Origin of the sequence: Bacillus sp. NSP9.1 (assembly GCF_000465465.2) — a bacterium.
GTDB classification, from domain to species: Bacteria; Bacillota; Bacilli; order Bacillales; family Bacillaceae; genus Bacillus; species Bacillus sonorensis_A.
Genome location: NZ_CP048273.1, coordinates 2385796 through 2403249, shown reverse-complemented (window position 1 = coordinate 2403249; position 17454 = coordinate 2385796). Strand labels below are relative to the sequence as shown.

Here is a 17454-nt window from a genome sequence, read left to right as displayed (position 1 = left end):
AGTTTTTTTCAATAGATAAGAGAAGATATTTCTTTATCGGGATTGATAAGTCGTCAATGCACTGAGCAAAACATGTTTGTCATAGCCGGTCATTTGCTGGATTTTGTCAGCCCAGCCTTCAATCGATTTCGGCTTTGATTCCTGATCCAATCCATTGCTTGTGCTCAGATGACTGCTCCATCCGCTGAATTCCCAGTGCGCCGTTTCATTTTGATAGGGAACCCGGCATTCCACCAGCGGCTCAGGCTTCAATCTGCGCTGTGAATATTCAGCCGCCTCTAAAAATATGTTTTCGTCGACCGGCTCAGGATCGTAGGCTTGTGTCACGATTTTACCATTCGGCCGATGGTAAGTGATTTCGATTTGGTGTTGCGACGGCTTGACCTGAACTTTTGCGGCCGGAAAAAAACCGCTCAGCTTTTCCTCTGTATAGTCTTCACAGCCTGAATCTATTAAAATCGGATTCAACCATTGGTCGCCTAAATCACATAAAAATCGTCTTCCCCTCTCATCAAGTGCGATCACTGCCGCATGCGCCCTGTCTGTTTTGAAATGATGGCCAATCGGATAGGCCTCAACCCCGGCTTTTTTCAATTCGGCCAGCAGCCAAATCGCAAGATCAAAACAATTGCCTGAAATGCCGTATTGTTGATGATGCTCTTGCATTAAGGATATGTCGCGCTGCTTCCGATCACCAGCTTGGTCGTAAAACCAAGCCTTTGTCAACGTTTCCATCGGGAATTCGTCAAACTTTCTCCATACAGAAAGGATCTCGTCCGGTGCAAACATGATCTTCCTCCTTTTCTTGCGTGCATTCATCTTTCTGATAGATTTGAATCATCTGGCATTCATTAATCATGATACTCGGCAACACCGGAGACTCCTTCTTTTTGGCAAATCTCCGAATGCCGTACGAGGGGAATTTTCCATAAATATGAAGTCCGGGACACCTGGCTGATATGATGCATGTCGATTTTAGGATTGAATGGACGTCATCCGGTAAATCTAGTTTTTTAAAAAAACGTTGTTCAAAGATTTTAACCGTTCCTCAAAACGTGCTTTTGCCTGATGATACAGCTGGATATCAAGCTGGTTCGTTTTTTTGATTTCTTCAATCGTTTCCTCAGGAATCAATCTCTGCTGTTTTTGACCTTCTCTTGTTGATATTTACTTTAGAGTACTGAATGTTTTGTCACCCTTCTGAAAGGGGGATTCGCTTAAAAACCCCCTTAATGCTAAGGGAGTTTTTAAGTGATATGTTTATTTCTGGTCTTCGTCGATCGGCAGCTGTATAAATGAATTGGATCCCGTAGCTTTTGGCATTTTTCCGTCCCATTTTTGAATCCATTGATATTTGATCATTTGATCTGACATAGACTTTTTGATGATTTCGTTGTATTCGGCAATCCCTTCAGCTTCGATCTTTTTCTTTTTCGCTTCCGCTTCGGCGATTTTAAGTTCTGTCTGTTTTCGTTCCAGTTCCTGCGAGGACTTCACGCGCGCGTCGATCGCTTCCTGTGTGGCTTTATCCGGTTTCGGAACTCCCAGGGTCAAGTCATCTATCACAAAGCCGAGCTTCTTCATATCATCGGCAAAGGCTTTTTGCACTTCTGCAGCCGCCTCCGATGACTTTTGACCGTAAGTGTCTATAACGGAATATTTGGAAATCGATTTTCTTGCAGCATCCCATAATCTCGTTTTCAGATAGCTGTTTTCAATCGATTCAATCTCAACCGCTCCGAATTTATTAAACAACTCTACGACTTTATCAGGCTGAACGACATAGTTGTAGGCGATATCCATTGAGATGTTTTTTCCGTCAGAGGTGGCCACTTGAATATCTTGATTGTTTACAGTCTGCATCCGAACCGGATATCTTGTGACTTTATCAAACAGACCGACCAAGTGCCAGCCCTGATCAAGCGTTTCCGATTTTACGCCGCCATTTGGCGAATAGACGACACCGACATAGCCGTTCGGGATTTTTTCTATGAACAGGGAAGCTGTGAATCCCCCTACGATTAAAGCGGCGGCGACAATAATTCCGCCAAGCAGTGTTTTGTTTCTGCCTTTTTTTGTTTGTTGCTCATTCATCTTGATCATCCTCCAGCGTTTTCTTGATTTTGCTTGCTCCGCTGCCGACTTTTTTAAAAAGCGGGCTTAACATCAGCCATACTCCAAACCCGATAATCAATAGAAGTATGATGGAGCCGATCATCACTTTCACTTGTTCCTGCCTCCTTATGTGTTGAAGATTCAGTATGACTTAAAAATCATTTCACTAATGTTTACGTTCATATGAACTTAAAGTTTCATTTTTCTGGGGAAATCATGATTTTGGAAGAAATTCGACGGCAGCCGAGAGAAGAACACTCAAGATTAAAGGGTTCAATATAAACTCATACGGCGTTAGGAGGGTTCTTATACCAAAAGGAAGTGATAAGTCGTTAAAAAAAGGAATTTATATTCTGATAGGACACTCATGGCCTCTGGAAAATCGACGATTGCTCAGATGTTGTCCGAGCCATTTGAAGAAAGTGTGCAGGTGCGGGGTGATCTATTTCGAAAGATGATTGTAAAAGGAAACATCGACATGTCTCCCGATGACGCGACAGGTGCAGAAGAACAACTGCAGCTCCGCTACGATATCGCGGCAAATGTTGCAGAAATGTATGACAGAGCGGGATTCGCGTTGTCTTGCAGAACCATCTATTTGGGAAAAGCGGTCCATCCCTTTCTTAAAAGGTTTACGGAGAAGCCTCTTTATTTGATTACACTGAATCCGAACTCTGCGGCGATGGCAGAGAGAGAAAAAAAGCGAAGCAAAACGAACCTCTCTTTGATATCCTGAAAAATGAAAATCCAAGAACAGGGCTTTGGATCGACTCATCTGATTTGACTCCTGAAGAGACATTAGCTGAAATAAAACGGGCAGAATCGGAAGCGCGCCTTGTATAAGTACGCGAAAAAAATTGGGGAGCTGCCGGTCGGCCGGCAGCTTTTTACATGATTATGTACTGATGATTTTGTGTTTGATTTTGGAATAGATTTTCGGATTGAGCAAAAAAATGATGGATTGAAGCTGTTCTTGTTTATTAATCGAGGGATCTGCAAAATGCTGGTGATTATATCCATTAAAGATCGAAATCAAGGTCGTCGCCATGACTCTTGGGTGAAGCTCGTTTTGAACGATTCCTTCATCTTGGAGCTGTTCAATCAAAATGACAAAAAACTCTCTCCACCTATCATAAAGCAAGGCCACTTTCCTCTGAATTTCAGGGTATCTGTGACTATTTGCCATGAACTCCAAAAACAGAGCTGTCGAGTGCTCTTTATTTGATGTTTGAATCAGATGTTCGATACCTGTCAGCAGTCCACTTAAATTCTTCTTTCGAAAACATTTTATGCTCGTTTGAAACCGCTCTTCCATCTGTTCATTCATAATATGGAGAAACAGCATCTCCTTGGATTTGAAGTATAGGTAAAATGTAGCTTTGGAATATCCGGCTTTTCTCATGATTTCGTCTACAGAGGTGGCCGAATATCCATTTTGGGCAAACAGATGATATCCGGCGTCTACGATTTTTTGAATCGTATTCTGTGTGTTCTTTTTCATTAAGCTGTCCTGTCCTCTCTTCTCTCATTAAAATGGATCGGTATGTATTTAGAAAATTTGAAACGCCAAGGACTATTACATGTTAAAGAAAATTGGAAAAGGCGCTTAAACCCTTCAATAAGAATCCGCCAACAAAAAGGTTGGCTCTCTCACAAGCATAGCAGTGACAAGCAAATCGCGCCAAGTGACATAAGGCCGGTAACGATCAAGAATTCAACAAGGTCAAACGTTATGTAAATTTCTGCTTTGATATGTATGTACCTTCCTTTACGCAAAATGTCCAACATACATTCTAGCATTTACTGCTAAAAACTTCATATATATTGAATTTATTTAATTGGATTTTTTCAGTTTTTTATAACTTTTGATAAAATGCGCCGGATCAGCCTCTACTTCAAATGCGAAAACCCCTTGGTTTGTATGGAGGTAAAGCAGTCCCGCATCGGAAAAAGGCCTGAATGATACATCGTGAACATTGTCCAAAGAAAATTGACGCTTGTCCGCTAAAATCTTGTCATGATATAAATACATCTCATACCGTCTTTTCGTATAATGCTGTTGATTGAAATCGATCGTGCGCTCGGTTTTATAAAAGCTGACAGCGGACATCATCTCACCGTTTCCGTCCTTCATATGTTTCACCTCTTTTAGATCAGTTTGACCATGAAATATTCGTCAACATATGTACCATTGACCATCATCGCATGCTTTCTCGTTCCTTCTATGCTAAAGCCGATTTTTTGATATAATTTCACGGCAGTTTGGTTATGGCTCATAACAGTCAGCTCAAGCCTGTGCAGTTTTTCTTCACAGGCCCATTTCTCCAAAGCCAGAAACAGGTGCGTGCCTATCCCCTGTCCTCTATAAGCTTTGCGGATTCCGATGACAATATGGGCGCGGTGCCGTGTCCGGTTAGCTTGTCCTCTGACTGCCGTAATGTGGCCGATCAAGCTTCCGCCTGCACTCGCAACTAAGATCTGAGATGAACCGGCCAACATGGATCTGATCTGTTCCCTTTGGCGCTCTATTGTTGTCAGCCGCTCCCCTGGTTCATACATCATGAATTCGGATTCTTCATCTAAAGTTTGACACAGCTTTAGAAATTGTTCTGCATCTGATATATTGATTTTTCTAATTTCCATAAAACCCCTCTTTTCTTGCAAAATCACCGTAAGCTCTCGAATGCTCTATGTATTCTGAATATGATAACAAAAAAACGCCGCTGTTTTCCAGCTTCAAAGAAATGGTTTGTTTTAAGGACAAAAAATAAAGCAAAACCGATGGTTTTACTTTTCTTGCAGCCTTGGCTTTGCCGGGTCGCATGCAGGCTTTTGCGTATTTGTCGATTCGGCGATTTTCATTAAATAATAGCATTCTTCCCTCATCATATGATCTGCCATAAGCGCTGAGAAAGTGCCGAGCATCTGCTCTGTCAATTCCAATTCTTCGATTTCATTTAAAAAGGTGCGGAATAATTCGATTTCAAGCTTGACATCTTTGTTCATTCTTCTAAGAGCCGGAAAGGATTCCACATTTGCTCTAAGATAACCTGTCAATTCCACAGATTTAAGGTAAAACTGTTCAAAATGCTTGACAAATCCCCTGCTTTTTTCTTTCAGCCGTTTTTCAACCGCATCAAGCTCATCAGCGATCGCTCCAGCATGCCCGGCTGCATCCATCAGCCATAGCATATGGTGGTGCAATTCATGGAAAACGGGCGGCGTCTCCCGCTTTTTCAAATATTTGATGATCAGAAGATATTCTTCAAGCTCGTTCACCATATGGTTGATAAAAGTCGGGGAAAGATGGATTTTAATATCGCTTGTAATATGCCGTTTAATAATGGACAGTTTAAATTTTCTAAACTGAAGGACGTATTCCTCCGCCTCCAATGTTAAGGAATATAAATCAGCCGATGTATTCACTTTTTTCAGCAAAACGTCAAATATTTGCTTAAACCGCTTCGCTTTCTGTATGTCTTCCCTTTCTTTTTCAGCCAAAGAATCCAAGATAAAACGGGCGTGATCCCCCATCACTTGCAGCCAAAATTTGTGTTCAAAGACCGCCGTTTCCCGATATGTTTTCAAATTTGCGCCTCCCTTTCATAACCATTCTTTAACATGGCTATTCGCTTTCAGTCCGAAATATGATTCAGGAGGCATGGAACAAAAGCGTCAGTACAGGTTTGGACTCCCGATGGTTTTGAATGACTGAAGGCGGTGTATCATGGATATAAGGAGGAGCAGGGCTTAACACCGGTTTTTTCGCGAGCGGCTGCGGCTTCTCAACATACTGAAAGACCCCTTCGCCATCCATGCTCGTTCCATGTGCCCATCTGCCAGCCGCACTTTCATTTCCTCTTGAGAAGTTAAATAAGACATGGGACACTTCTCTTTTTTCAAGTTTCCTCGGGAAGGTGCTTGGCACGACGACATTTTCTTTCGCCTCCAGCTCCTTAATCGCCGCAATCCATTGATTTTGATGCATCGTATCCCTTGCGATCAGCCAAGACAGCATATCTTTGACACCGCGATCTGTTGTTGTTTCATAAAGCCGGACTGCCTGAAGACGGCCTTGTGACTCAGCATTTAAATTTGCCCGAAAGTCAGCAAGCAAATTGCCGCTGGCAATAATATAATCGGCGGTCCAACGGTTCCCCACACTATCCGAAGGCATAGCCCCGAGTCCCGATACAATCGCGTGCTGCGGATTCATCCCTCCAAGAATGGCCCCTATAACCGGATCTTTTGCCGCTTTTTCGAGATCGCCGACAGGCGCTCCATCCAGCAAGCGTGCAATCATGGTCGCCAGCATTTCAATATGGGCCAGCTCTTCCGCCCCAGTATCCATCAACAGGTCTTTGTACTTGCCGTTTCCCCGGACATTCCAGCCCTGAAAAAGATACTGCAAGGCAACGGAGATTTCGCCAAACTGCCCGCCCAATATTTCCTGCAGCTTTTTCATAAAGCATCAGGCTTTTCCGGTTTTGCCCGGTACTGCAATTCTTTTATATGAAAAAACATAAAACCACCCTTTCCTGCATTACCAAATGACCGGAAAGAAAATAGGTGTTTGTCTTGCGGAAAACAGAACCAACATATAGCTGGCAATCCAGGTAATTGAACCGGCTTTCTGTATGACTTGTTCCCCCTTATATGCTTGGGAGACTTTAAATCAATACAGGTGCAGGAACGGCAGATGGCAGCCACATCAAAACCGGCTCCTTTATTTCGGTTCATGCTTATTGATTAGTCTATCCTTCTTCATTTTCCATGCGGAAACCTTTTCGCTTCTTCATGCGTATAAACATGAAAAGGAGGCTTCGTTAGCATGAAAGAATATCAATTTGTCAAAATTGAATTGAGCTCATTTAATAAGAAACCAAAGGAAGATTACCGGGAAGTCATCCGAGAGTACGCCCGGGAAGGGTGGCGATTTGTGCAAATCTTCGCTCCTGCGACTTCAGGATATGGAATTGCATCTTATTTTGAGTTGATCTTTGAAAGAGATGCATGACGGCAAAAAGGGGCTCTGCCCCTTTTTTAAATGATCCTCCTATCATCAGGGTCTTCATAAATAAAAACCCCGCGCAGCCGGTTTCCTCCATACGATAAAAGTCCACATAAAACCTTACAAAAGTGTAATGTTCTTGTTATATGATTCAATTTTTTCTTTCAAGAAAGAAGCTTACAATCAGGACAGAACAAAAAAGAGGTGAACAACATGAAACGACATTTCGCATTGATCAGTCTCATGATCGCATTTGCTGCCGTATTGACAGGCTGCAACCTGAATCGTCTGGGAACAGACCAATATTATGTCCAGATTGCAGGTGATGGAAAAGAGGAGATTTCAAAGGCGGATGATGGCAAGGAATATCGAATATTCAACTATCAATTAGCCGGCTTTGACGAAGAAGGCAAGGAAAAAACAATGACGTTTACCGCAGACAAAAATCTCAAGAAAGGCGCATTTTTGCGCGTATACGATTCCAAGAAAAAGGGCGTAACATCCTGGGAAGAAGTTGACAAAGAGGACATCCCGGATTTGGCGAATGAGCGATTGGATGTAAAAAAATGAACGGCAGAAATGACGGCGGCGGCCGGACAGGACGTCCGCGCATTTCACCGCCGCTTCTTTAGCACAAGGGCTGTGCTGTTTTTATTTTGTTCCATCCTGTTTGATTTTTAAAAATTCCTTCTGAAAAATACACATTCTGATGGCGTTATGGTAAAAACCGTCGACGAAAAATTCATCCTGAAGCTCGCTCTCGATGGAAAAACCGGCTTTTTTATATAGATGAATGGCTTTTTGATTATCTTCATCGACAATTAAATAAAGCTTATGCAAATTCAATACGGAAAACGCGTAGTTCATGGCCAGATAAGTCGCGATTGACGAATAGCCATTGCCTTGATGCGCCGGATCAATAATAATTTGAAACTCGGCCCTGCGGTGAATATAATCAATTTCCACCAACTCAACCAATCCGATCATCTCTGTCTCTTTTTCAACAATAAATCGACGTTCACTTTGATCGTGAATGTGTTTATCAAATAAATCCTGCAATTCCACAAACGTTTCGTAAGGCTCTTCAAACCAATAGGACATGATTTTTGCATCGTTGTTGAGACGGTGGACAAATGGCAAATCTTCTCTTTCCAACGGACGCAATTTAAGCTGATTCGACATGTAAACATCCTCCAATGTAAATCAAATATTAAGATGTAAGACGCAGGCCGACAACTCCGACAATGATCAGGAAAAGGGATATCAGCTGCGGGAGTTGAAAGCGATCTTTAAACCAAAAAAAGCTGACGGCCGTTATGCCGATGATCCCTATCCCGGTCCAGACTGCATACGCGACTCCGGCGGAGAGAACCTGCATTGCTTTTGAAAGGCAGTAAAATGACAAAGCAAATCCAACAACCATCACAATGATCGGCCACTTCTTTTTCGTGCCGTCCACATATTTCATCGCAATGGCAGCGATCATTTCTTCAATTCCTGAAACGACAAGCAAAAACCATGCCATCAATGTTCACCTCTTGAATGTGTCTCACGTTCTTTTGTGAAAAGCTTCATGCCGATAATTCCGGCTAAGAGCACGGTTAAAAAGAAAATTTGGCCTCCTGAAAAGGGTTCCCCCAAAACAATTCCAGTAACATAAGTTCCGACGGTTCCGATACCGACAAATACAGTGTAAGCAGACGCCATCGGAATTTTCCGGTAAGAACGAATAAGCAAAATAAAACTGACAGCGATCAATATAAAGATGACCGTCCAATCTAACAATGTCTCTGCACCTTTAAGCGCCGTGGCCCACACCACTTCCAAAAAGCCTGCAATCAAAACAAACAGCCAATACATATGCAGCATCCTTCCTATTATGAATGAATGTCAGTCATTTTTGTGGCGATAAAAAATGAACGGCATAGGCCAGTCATTTTTCACCTGACGCTTAAGCTTCTTTTCAGAAATGTGAAAATTTCCTTCTTGAACACTTCGATATCCTCTTCTTTTTCAGCGCCGATATAGTAACGTTCAGCTGTATTTTCAACAAAATTGATAATCGTTCTGGCCGTCCATCTTACATTGATATCGCGAATAATTTCATTGTTTTCCGCGGCTTTTTCAATGATTCCCTCCAGCCAGGAATAATACGGCTGATAAATGGCTTCCCATTTTTCCATGGAGTGGTCGATGGCAAGCCCTGAGTAACAAAGCACAATAATATCCTTATGAAGGCTAGTAATGTTGAATGTCTCATCGATCAGAATTTTCATGACCGTCCAAAAGGGCTCTGTTCCGTCCATTTTGCCTTTGATTTCATTCAGTGTATGTGTTAAAAGATTCTCTGCTATCGCAGGAATTAACGCATTTTTCGAGGAAAAATACAAATAAAAAGTGCCTTGCGCCGTCCCGGCTCTTTTCACAATATCTGAAATGGAAGCCTTATCAAGCCCTTTTTCAGAAATGACTTCAATGGCCGCATGCAAAATTTTTTCATATTTCCCTGAAGTTTGTTTAGGCATAAATAAAGGCCTCCTTGAAAATGAATGACTATCAGTCATTTTAACGGATCGATGCATTTATGTCAACGGTGCCGATCTCTCTTTCAGCTTAACATTCCTTTAAAATCCGAAACATTCGCTGACATGGAAATTGCTGTCCTATATACTTTATATAACAGCAACATTGCAAACTTGCGCTCGTTTGTTTATTTATCTTGGGCCAATTGCCGCTTTTCTTTGTCTTGCCTACCGTTCAATGGACCAACGGGAAGAAAAAAGCGGCGGCCTCATGAAACGCTTATTGAAGAAGGGAGCAGCACTTGAACAATGAGGAAGGGAGAATGGCTCTTTAGAAAATTTAGTGTACTCACAGGAATCGGCCTCATGCTTTTGATCGCGCTGGCGCTTATTGCTTTTTTCATTTTCTTTCTCATCACGGGGTTTTTTAAACTCTTTGCCGTATCATATGAATCACATACATCCATCCTGCTTTTTATGTTGGGTTGTTTTTTGATCGGCGGGATCTTTGAGTTCATTGGAAAAGTCTTAAACACGATGTCCTTTCTGACTTTCGAAAACAGAAAGATATATTTATTTTTGAAGTTTATGATCGACTTTCTCATGAACCTGGTCACCTTTCGTATCGTCGATCAACTTATGACCAGTATTTTCATACCTTCAAACACTCTTTTCATAGCGGCGGCTTTTATTGCTGTTATTGAAGTTGTGTTTGATGAAACAAATTCAAAAAGCCGCAAATAGCAAAAAATGAAGGAGTGAATCCCCTCTCCTTCACATTTACCTGACATCAAATACTGCTTGCCTTTTCCGCCCACAGGGGATGTCGTCGTTAGTTTATGTATAGTTGAGAATTTCACACCATAATTTTAATGTAAAAGCACACCTCTTTGAATTTGTCTTTTTGCATCAATAGTTGCTCGATAAAATTCTAAAGCATCATGAACTTGATCCTTCGCTTCCAGAAATTGAGCTGCAATTAAACCGTATTCCTCCAAATCTGCATACTTTCCCGTTTCTTTAAAGAACTTGAAGGATTCTCTAACCATATCTAAATCGTTTAAAAAATAGAGTCCCTTAACCATGTTCAGCTTTGACAACATATCTATATCCTTATTCTTTTCTGCTAGTTCTGTTCCTTCAAGATATAAATTATAAGCCGATGAATATTCTTTTAATTTTGCTTTAACGTATGCAAGATTGAAGATTGCTTTCGGCAAATAACTGTGATTTTCCTCTTTATACAATCCTATCGCATTTTGAAAATAATCTTTTGATGTTTCGAATTCTCCTAATTGATCATAGCAAAGTCCAATGTTTAAAAGTGAAGACCCTATTAGATGGGCAGCACTTATTTGCCGGGCCTCATTTAATGCTTTATTGAAGAAGGGCATTGCTTTTTCTGGGCACATCTGGTCCAGACAGTTACCAGCTAATATGAACTGGCATTGAATAATCCGCTCGCCATAAGTAGGATAATGTTTGTATATGTTATATGCTTTACTGGCATAATTCATTGAAAGTATCGTTTGTTTCATATGGTAATATACTTCAGACACTTTGAAATAAAACTCCGCTTTCTCCACTTCATCACATTCCATAGAACGAAGCTGAAATTCGGCGTTCTTATAGTAAGTTAATGCATGTAATAATTCTTTTTGTCGAAAGTGGTACATGCCAGCAAAGAAATGATAATAATATTCAAGCATCCCTTCTAAATCATTGGTCGTTCTAATTTCCCTAAACTTTTTATAACGGCTGTCCAGGTCACCTTCAGCTCCTGATCTTAAATAATCAAATTGCAGTCTATGTCGGAACTCTAGTAAAGAGTAATAAATAAGAACCTCTTGATTTTGTTCCATTTGATCTATCAATTTTTCAATTTCCTTTTTTGTTTCTTCAGCTTCATGCGGCCAATTTTGTTTTAATGTCTTATACCAAAAATTCATTTTTATTGCAACTAGATCGTATGGTATTACACTTTCATTATCCAAAAACAAAAACTCCTTCCCGCTTATTTTCGTGTAAATTTATTTTATCTTACCATATCTTTGGGATATCCAGAACCAAAAATGCAAATTTTATACAAGTATAATTGCTTAATTGGAGGAAGTTGAAAGGAAAAGAATACAGAAAGAGTTTTTTAAAAAACTTGATACGCAAGCTTTCTGAAGTTGAATCCCCGCTGTCGAAAGTATGCACTTTCCAAGAGACAGAATATGGCCTCAGGCGTCTCATTTCGTTAAATGATTCACTTCATACGCCACGCGTACCCCCGACTCAATCGCTCCTTGCATCCAGCCGTGTGTCAGTGAGGTGTGTTCTCCGGCGAAATGGACTCTTCCCTCAGGGGTTGGAATATAAGGATACAGTTCGATTTCCTGTCCGGGTTCAAAAGCGGTGAATCCCCCGACAGAATAGGGGTTCTGACTCCAGCTGAAAGAAGCGCCTGAGACAAATTCAGAATAGACGATATTTCCGTAGATTTCTGCTAAATTCCTTAACGTATAGCGGATTCTCTCTCCTTCAGGCTGACTGTCCCATGTCAGCGCCTCATCCGCCCATGTATAGCTCGCTAACATGAGAGCAGGTCCAGCCGAGCCAATTCCGTAGCTTGGATAGTACGAAAATCGAATCGGCAGGTCGGTTATCGATTTGCCGCCAAGCTGTCCAACTTTTTCCCAAAACCGGCTTTTAAACTCGATACCGATTTTGGTTGCGGCTATATAGTTGAGTTCACGGATTGCCCTTCGCTTGTAATAGGAAAAAGAATGGAACGGTTCAACCTTTACAAATCGCATGGCTGAAAAAGGAATGGTTACGATAGCGAGGTCGCCTGTCAGCGCTACATGTTCTGCTGATTGCTGATGAATGCAGTGGATCGTTACACTGTTTTGCTTTTGGGAAATCTCCACCATTTTTTGCTGAAACAGAATATGATCTTTTAATTGCGGAAGAAATGCATGCGGCAGCCGGTCCATGCCGCCGGTTATCTCATAGAACCTAGCCGGTGATGTAAAAAAAATTGATTCCCTCAAGACTTCAATAAGGGATATCCCCATATACGCTTCCATATCCAGAAGTACGCCAATCATGTCGATCGCACCCGCTGAATAATAAGCGCTTAAGAAAGAGCCTAACGAATGAAACCTGTATTTCTGCTCTACAATCCGCCAATTTCTCTCCGGGTTCTGCTCTATAAAGTTGAGGATCGGCTGCAAAACATTGAGCATCAGCTCTTCAGCCGTTTTTCCCTGTTCATGTGGGGCAACCGGGTAACACAAAATTTGCGGATTTTTTTCGAACAAGTGCAGCCGTGTTGTGATGCCATTTGCATAAATGATATCCTGATCCGTTCGGTTTATAAATACATTTATAGGCAGATTAAATTTTTTAATATATTCTAAAGTTAAAGAATGGGTGTCCGGAATGCGCATTGGTCCGGTATTGAAAAATAACCCATTGCTAAAGGGAGACCGCAAAGTGAAAACGCGCCCGCCCACTCTATCATTCGCTTCCAGAATCGTCACTTTATGCCCGGCATCTTTCAATAAAGATGCCGCAACGAGCCCGGACAAACCGGCTCCTACAATTAGAATATGCTTGGGATGCTGCGATGTTTTAAGCCCATGTTTAATGATCGTCATCATGTCTTCGCTCTTTAATTGGGAATTCAATTGTTCAGGCACCCTCTTTAATGATTTATTGCATTATATTCATTAAAAAGGACGCCTATCACCATCTCATGGATATTTTGCAGCCTTTCAAATTTACAAAGCATTCGTACGTTTGACGGGCACTTCAAAATTTACTACTAAAAAGCTTGTCAATAAAGCCGACAAGCTGTAAAGAGTCGTTTACAGAAATCATTTTACAGGTATAAGCTTAACCTGGGCTTCGGTCCTCATGATATCCCCTTCTGAAGTATAGAAGACATACTCAGGTTCATTTCCATCTGCACTGGAGCCCAGAATCGTATTGACAGTTGCACTGCCGTCACTTCCGTAAATAAAGAAGTTGCTTCCCTGCCCAACAGGCACCGCTTTGTATCTACCCTCAGGAAAGTCTTGGCCAACAATATATTGGCCGGCCGAAAACACTTTAGGAGCTTCTTTCTTTTCTTGAATCTGTCCTGTTACTGAAGACAATTCTTTGTTTTTATCATTGATTTCGTTTTTAACCTCTTTTAATTCTTCTTTCTTGGTGCTAATTTCATTGGTTAGCTCTTCTTTTTCATTCTGGGCATCGTCTCTTTGTGCAATCATTTTTTTCGCATCTTGATACGCCTTTGATTTTTCATCTAATTTGGCAGCAGTCTCTCTTAATTTTTTATCCAATAGATCCAATTCTTTTTTCTTTTTAGAAACCTTATCAGTCATTTCTTCGTATTTCACTTTTTCTTTGCCTAGTTCTGTTGAAGCATTGGCAGATCCCCAGCTGTATGATGCCCCAACAACACCGACTGCTGCAACAGCTCCAATTATAATCTTTTTCCTGTTTTTCTTTTCTAACACCATCAAACGCCCCTCTCAGTACGAATCATCCCATAAAAGCGAGTGATCTACACTTACTGTCACCTTATATGTATAATATCGGCCATCTCTTTATATATTTGATGATTGCTAATGTTTTCAAACAAAGACCCGACAATAGCGGGTCGGGTCTTATGTCTAAAATAGATTTTTCAGCCTCAAAAGGTGATTATTTAAGCTGTTATTTTTCTGACGCAAAAGAGGCACGGGTGTGTTATGCTAAAATTCCTTGATCGCTAAATTTAAAACAATCGCCAGCACGATGATGCCCACTATGATCACTACTTCTATTGTATATGTTTTCTCATCTTCCTTTCCCCGTCTCTGTCTTTTCATTTCCTCTCTATATTTTTCTTGTATCGCTTTCTTTTTCTCATTCATTTTCATGACATAACTCCCCCTTCTTTTTGCGATAATGCCGCTCCAGAAAGTACATTTATCTCTTCTCCTGCTAAAACCCTTGCAGCGTGTAAAAGAAATAAATAAACAACACAATCAATGTCACGACAATGATGACTTCTTTTGTATAATGTTTTTCATCTTTTGTGAATAAGCAGGCCTTTACTCAAATTTTCTTCTGACATACTTCATCAAAAGCAGACGCTGGAAAATGGGAAACTCCCTCGTTTGTGCAGATGTTTCCTTATTCCACTTATAAAAAAAAATACTTCAATAATGGACTTATTCCTTTGCTCCTTCAACAATTTATAGAACTAATTGGGTTAAAAATATAGAAATCTACAGAATCAAGTGATTTTATAGAGAATGCCTGTTTCTCACCGATGCCAATCACACTGTGTGTGCTGCATTGGCTACAAATGAAATCCTCCATCCACTCAAACGAAATTAGGCTTCTTCAGTGAGAACACAGATTTACTATAGGGGCATTAAAAAAGACTTTTGTTGGAAGAATTCAGAAATTCGAGGAGGGTGTTCAAATAATACCTTGACTGTACATCATGATGAAGACAGCCAAGGCTTGCTCTTTTATTTAGTCCCTGTAGAACCATGGCCGCCACGATTCTCATTTCCTAGATGATCAACCTCGACCAGTTCAACTGCAGGCATCTTCTTCATGATTCTGAACTGGCAAATGCGGTCGCCTTTCTTGATTTCAGTGTCTCTGAGCGCATAAGCCGGGAAGAACCAGAAATCATCATCCCCTTTGTATGATTCATCAATCACACCCATTGAATTTGTCTGAATGATTCCGAAATGTTTATATGTACTTGAACGAGGAACTACATGGGCTTCATAATCTTCAGGTAATTCCATCGCTACACCGAGTGGAATCAATTTAAACTCCCCTTTTTGAATGGACACATCTTCGGCAGCTCGCAAATCAATCCAATCCCCTTGTTCAATTTTTGAGATGCGTGTTTGTGTTTGATCTAAATATTTGATTTTAATTTGCAGTGGCATATGTGCTGGCTCCTTTTTTCTTTATTGTCATTCCTTCATGATATACTCAAACCTATTGAAAGTATAACAGCTGAAGCTTTGAAAGTCAGTCACCCGTTCTGAACTTCACTCTTGTCATACCATGTCTCAATTCTGTCTGGTTTAAATCCGGTACTGCACTCGTTTTACGTGAGTTTCCTCCTTTATCCAAAGCGAGCAATCGCTAGGTGCATTTATTTCATCCGCTCTTATTCTAAGAACCACTGCCATAACAATGTCAGCTCATTCCTTAAAAGTATGTATGGGAAACCCCTTAGTGATGGTGACTGCTCTTTCGATATGATTTTTGGCTGCTACTGCTTCTTTTCCGATATGATTTTTGGTTCGAATGATAATTCTTGTGACTGCTGTTATAATATTTATGGCTGTGAAGTTCATCTTCCTCTTTATCTTTCCCGGCTCCAGGCAGGAATAGCACTCCCAAAATTAATATAGCGAAAATCATTGAGACAATTGCATATATTATTTTTTTTAAGGTTTTGAAAAGCTTCACTATCAGATTTTCTTGCTTTTTCTTTTCTAATCGCGATTTCATTTAGGATCAATTCTCTTTCATTGTTTTTGGTAATGTGACTGAGCTGCCTTTGCAAGGGTTATCAATCTTGAGACAGTTTATCAAAATTGCTTTCTTTCATATTAGGGAGCGTTTCATTAATTCCTAATATATTTAAAATTTCCTGAACATAATGACGAATAGCAAGCATATCAAAAGGAAAATCAAAATCAAATTCTTCCTCAACTTTTAACAAATTCATGTAGTGAGTACGCTTATACTTCATACCTAAAAGATCATCATTAAAGCTAACAACATCCTGATAAGAATCATCATCTAGTTCCTGAGTATAAATCAAATAAACATCGATACAATCTTGATCTGTTTGGTCATCGTGTATTAAAAGATGGGCTATGTAGTCATTCTCCGCAGATACCACCTGAAAGAATTCAAAATGACGCAGTCTTAATAAACGTTTAAATCTTGTATTCAAGGTTCTCATTATCCTTCCTTAAGCTAAATCCTGATTCAACTGAGAATTTTTTATAAAAGACTGGCTTAGTTAAATGAAAGCAAACACTCCACAGCTCTGATTATAATTGTAGAACAATTCATCCACACTAAGTGCATTTTCAATGGCGAGAAATTTCACCTTTTTGAATTTTCCAGCTGTAATAACATAAGCTCTAAAGGTCGTTTATTCCTGCTCAGACCCCTATCCGAAAAATCTTTCCTGTGTAGCAGTCTGTATAATCGGCTTCAAGGATCAAATCAGCTTCATAAAACAAGCACAACAAAAAAGTCCTATTGAAAGGACTTAAGGAGATAACGACCGCGCTCTGGTTTTTCGATTTCAGGATAATGCTTCATCAAGCCATTCATGAAAGTCGTCATATTCCTAACCGGGAAACCCGTTTCTTTTTCAATTTCCGTACGAAGGCTTGTCCCTCTTATACCGTCTTTATGCTCATTCAATATTTTCAATGCTGCTTCCCGCTGAATTGATGTTTTAGACCTATGACGTTCTTCGGCTTCTGAGTCCAACGGGGATGTGCCGTCATCAGAAAAAGAATGTTGAGACAGATTTTTGGATTGTTTCAACTCTTGGGCCGCCGCACTTGCCAGTTCAATCAATGAAGAGTTTTTGTCAGCCTTAGGAAGCTGATTTCCTCTATCCAACTCGCGGAGCTTAATATAAATACTCTCTCGTTCTTCTCGAAGTTCCCGCATGACATGAATCTCTTTATCATTAAGCTGCTCAAGTCTCAAACGTAAAGCTTCTCTTTCATTGAACATAAGCCCCAGCTCCTAAATCAATTG

At 40.6% G+C, this 17454-nt stretch carries 22 protein-coding genes and 2 pseudogenes; 4 read left to right on the top strand and 20 right to left on the bottom strand.

Translation table 11 applies throughout. The features are described from left to right. Nucleotides 1–33 precede the first annotated feature (33 nt). The 3 genes from M654_RS12515 to M654_RS23590 all read right to left on the bottom strand — a co-directional run bounded on the left by M654_RS12515 (nucleotide 34) and on the right by M654_RS23590 (nucleotide 2227). Nucleotides 34–792, bottom strand: a complete 759-nt coding sequence (locus tag M654_RS12515) for a hypothetical protein (RefSeq protein WP_026587229.1) — start codon at nucleotides 790–792, stop codon at nucleotides 34–36. Between the two features lie 468 nt (nucleotides 793–1260). Beyond that, complete coding sequence (locus M654_RS12510) at nucleotides 1261–2094, bottom strand: prohibitin family protein (RefSeq protein WP_026587228.1); 834 nt, start codon at nucleotides 2092–2094, stop codon at nucleotides 1261–1263. Further along, complete coding sequence (locus M654_RS23590; RefSeq protein ID WP_179115722.1) at nucleotides 2087–2227, bottom strand: hypothetical protein; 141 nt, start codon at nucleotides 2225–2227, stop codon at nucleotides 2087–2089. The genes M654_RS12510 and M654_RS23590 overlap by 8 nt, the downstream gene beginning before the upstream one ends. Nucleotides 2228–2482: 255 nt before the next feature. Between M654_RS23590 and M654_RS12505 the strand changes: the two genes are divergently transcribed. Then, nucleotides 2483–2851, top strand: a complete 369-nt coding sequence (locus tag M654_RS12505; protein ID WP_051290375.1) for a P-loop NTPase family protein — start codon at nucleotides 2483–2485, stop codon at nucleotides 2849–2851. 159 nt (nucleotides 2852–3010) lie between these two features. On the opposite strand, the gene M654_RS12500 is transcribed toward M654_RS12505, so the two are convergent. From M654_RS12500 to M654_RS12480, 5 genes and pseudogenes are all read right to left on the bottom strand, one after another. Further along, nucleotides 3011–3616, bottom strand: coding sequence for a TetR/AcrR family transcriptional regulator (locus M654_RS12500; RefSeq protein ID WP_026587227.1), 606 nt, complete (start codon nucleotides 3614–3616; stop codon nucleotides 3011–3013). Nucleotides 3617–3949: 333 nt separating this feature from the next. Beyond that, on the bottom strand, nucleotides 3950–4249 hold the full coding sequence (locus M654_RS12495) for a hypothetical protein (protein ID WP_026587226.1): 300 nt from the start codon (nucleotides 4247–4249) through the stop codon (nucleotides 3950–3952). A 14-nt stretch (nucleotides 4250–4263) separates the two neighbouring features. Beyond that, nucleotides 4264–4758 carry a GNAT family N-acetyltransferase gene (locus M654_RS12490; RefSeq protein WP_026587225.1) on the bottom strand — a complete coding sequence of 165 codons (495 nt, stop codon included), beginning with the start codon at nucleotides 4756–4758 and terminating at the stop codon, nucleotides 4264–4266. Nucleotides 4759–4902: 144 nt separating this feature from the next. Further along, the gene (locus M654_RS12485) at nucleotides 4903–5703 is read right to left on the bottom strand and encodes a DUF2935 domain-containing protein (RefSeq protein WP_026587224.1); all 801 of its coding nucleotides are present in this window, start codon (nucleotides 5701–5703) and stop codon (nucleotides 4903–4905) included. Nucleotides 5704–5767: 64 nt separating this feature from the next. Beyond that, a pseudogene (locus tag M654_RS12480) lies at nucleotides 5768–6639 on the bottom strand (manganese catalase family protein). 307 nt (nucleotides 6640–6946) lie between these two features. Here M654_RS12480 and M654_RS12475 point away from each other — a divergent pair. Both M654_RS12475 and M654_RS12470 read left to right on the top strand, forming a co-directional pair. Then, nucleotides 6947–7132 (top strand): DUF4177 domain-containing protein, encoded by a 186-nt coding sequence (locus M654_RS12475; protein ID WP_026587223.1) that lies wholly within the window; start codon nucleotides 6947–6949, stop codon nucleotides 7130–7132. Nucleotides 7133–7339: 207 nt separating this feature from the next. Beyond that, complete coding sequence (locus M654_RS12470) at nucleotides 7340–7696, top strand: YxeA family protein (protein WP_026587222.1); 357 nt, start codon at nucleotides 7340–7342, stop codon at nucleotides 7694–7696. Nucleotides 7697–7777: 81 nt separating this feature from the next. Here M654_RS12470 and speG read toward each other — a convergent pair whose 3' ends face one another. The 4 genes from speG to M654_RS12450 all read right to left on the bottom strand — a co-directional run bounded on the left by speG (nucleotide 7778) and on the right by M654_RS12450 (nucleotide 9651). Then, nucleotides 7778–8308 carry a spermidine N1-acetyltransferase gene (gene speG / locus M654_RS12465; RefSeq protein WP_026587221.1) on the bottom strand — a complete coding sequence of 177 codons (531 nt, stop codon included), beginning with the start codon at nucleotides 8306–8308 and terminating at the stop codon, nucleotides 7778–7780. A gap of 28 nt (nucleotides 8309–8336) precedes the next feature. Further along, nucleotides 8337–8651, bottom strand: a complete 315-nt coding sequence (locus M654_RS12460; protein WP_026587220.1) for a DMT family transporter — start codon at nucleotides 8649–8651, stop codon at nucleotides 8337–8339. Further along, entirely contained in the window at nucleotides 8651–8986 is a 336-nt protein-coding gene (locus M654_RS12455; RefSeq protein WP_026587219.1) for a DMT family transporter, read from the bottom strand. Before M654_RS12455 ends, M654_RS12460 begins: the two co-directional genes overlap by 1 nt. Nucleotides 8987–9066: 80 nt before the next feature. Further along, nucleotides 9067–9651, bottom strand: coding sequence for a TetR/AcrR family transcriptional regulator (locus M654_RS12450; RefSeq protein ID WP_026587218.1), 585 nt, complete (start codon nucleotides 9649–9651; stop codon nucleotides 9067–9069). A 306-nt stretch (nucleotides 9652–9957) separates the two neighbouring features. Between M654_RS12450 and M654_RS24400 the strand changes: the two genes are divergently transcribed. Further along, the gene (locus M654_RS24400; RefSeq protein ID WP_026587217.1) at nucleotides 9958–10392 is read left to right on the top strand and encodes a YrvL family regulatory protein; all 435 of its coding nucleotides are present in this window, start codon (nucleotides 9958–9960) and stop codon (nucleotides 10390–10392) included. A gap of 125 nt (nucleotides 10393–10517) precedes the next feature. Here the strand turns inward: M654_RS24400 and M654_RS12440 are convergent, their stop codons facing one another. From M654_RS12440 to M654_RS12415, 8 genes and pseudogenes are all read right to left on the bottom strand, one after another. After that, nucleotides 10518–11642: a Rap family tetratricopeptide repeat protein gene (locus tag M654_RS12440; protein WP_026587216.1), complete on the bottom strand. Its 1125-nt coding sequence runs from the start codon at nucleotides 11640–11642 to the stop codon at nucleotides 10518–10520. Nucleotides 11643–11882: 240 nt separating this feature from the next. Continuing rightward, nucleotides 11883–13298, bottom strand: coding sequence for a flavin monoamine oxidase family protein (locus M654_RS12435; protein WP_035428324.1), 1416 nt, complete (start codon nucleotides 13296–13298; stop codon nucleotides 11883–11885). Between the two features lie 216 nt (nucleotides 13299–13514). After that, nucleotides 13515–14162: a hypothetical protein gene (locus tag M654_RS23925; RefSeq protein ID WP_236251127.1), complete on the bottom strand. Its 648-nt coding sequence runs from the start codon at nucleotides 14160–14162 to the stop codon at nucleotides 13515–13517. A 237-nt stretch (nucleotides 14163–14399) separates the two neighbouring features. After that, nucleotides 14400–14567: a hypothetical protein gene (locus M654_RS23585; protein WP_201278475.1), complete on the bottom strand. Its 168-nt coding sequence runs from the start codon at nucleotides 14565–14567 to the stop codon at nucleotides 14400–14402. 64 nt (nucleotides 14568–14631) lie between these two features. Beyond that, nucleotides 14632–14715: pseudogene (locus tag M654_RS24210) on the bottom strand (hypothetical protein); the annotation flags it as partial. A gap of 452 nt (nucleotides 14716–15167) precedes the next feature. Beyond that, nucleotides 15168–15602 (bottom strand): dUTP diphosphatase, encoded by a 435-nt coding sequence (locus tag M654_RS12425; RefSeq protein ID WP_026587213.1) that lies wholly within the window; start codon nucleotides 15600–15602, stop codon nucleotides 15168–15170. 635 nt (nucleotides 15603–16237) lie between these two features. Continuing rightward, a complete protein-coding gene (locus tag M654_RS12420) occupies nucleotides 16238–16573 on the bottom strand; it encodes a hypothetical protein (RefSeq protein WP_026587211.1) in 336 nt (111 codons plus the stop codon). A 365-nt stretch (nucleotides 16574–16938) separates the two neighbouring features. Then, entirely contained in the window at nucleotides 16939–17430 is a 492-nt protein-coding gene (locus tag M654_RS12415) for a Rok-like winged helix domain-containing protein (RefSeq protein ID WP_026587210.1), read from the bottom strand. Between the last annotated feature and the right edge of the window lie 24 nt (nucleotides 17431–17454).